Here is a 541-nt window from a genome sequence, read left to right on the forward strand (position 1 = left end):
TGAATCAACAACCACCATCACGGTAACAGGTACCTTAACCGGTATCCCTGCAGATGCAGTCACCACAGTGGTGACTTTAGTTATCAATGGCGTGACTTACACTGCAACGGTAGATGCAGCAACAGGTAACTGGACAGCGGATGTGGCAGGTAGTGACTTACTTGCAGATTCGGATGCGACCATCGATGCCACAGCGACCTTCACCGATGCAGCAGGTAACAGCAGCAGCGTGACTGATACGCAAGTCTATAACGTGGATGTCACTGCACCGAATGCCCCAGAGATTGATCCGGTCAATGGTACCGATCCAATCACTGGTACAGCAGAACCAGGTTCAACCGTGACTGTGACCTTCCCGGATGGCAGCACCGTTGATGTGGTGACTGATCCGGTAACAGGCGAATGGACTGTACCAAACCCAGGCGGTCTGGTGGATGGTGATACCATCACTGCAATTGCCACCGACCCTGCAGGTAACCCGTCTGTACCAGGTACAGAAACCGTCGATGCGACCCCACCAAATCCAGCGGGTGCAACCCTT

General features: G+C 53.4%; 1 protein-coding gene. It reads left to right on the forward strand.

The features are described 5' to 3' along the window. On the forward strand, window positions 1–541 hold a 541-nt coding region (locus IEV39_RS18390), incomplete at both ends, for an Ig-like domain-containing protein (RefSeq protein ID WP_227554533.1).

It is taken from the genome of Acinetobacter courvalinii (assembly GCF_014635545.1).
Classification (GTDB): Bacteria; Pseudomonadota; Gammaproteobacteria; order Pseudomonadales; family Moraxellaceae; genus Acinetobacter; species Acinetobacter courvalinii.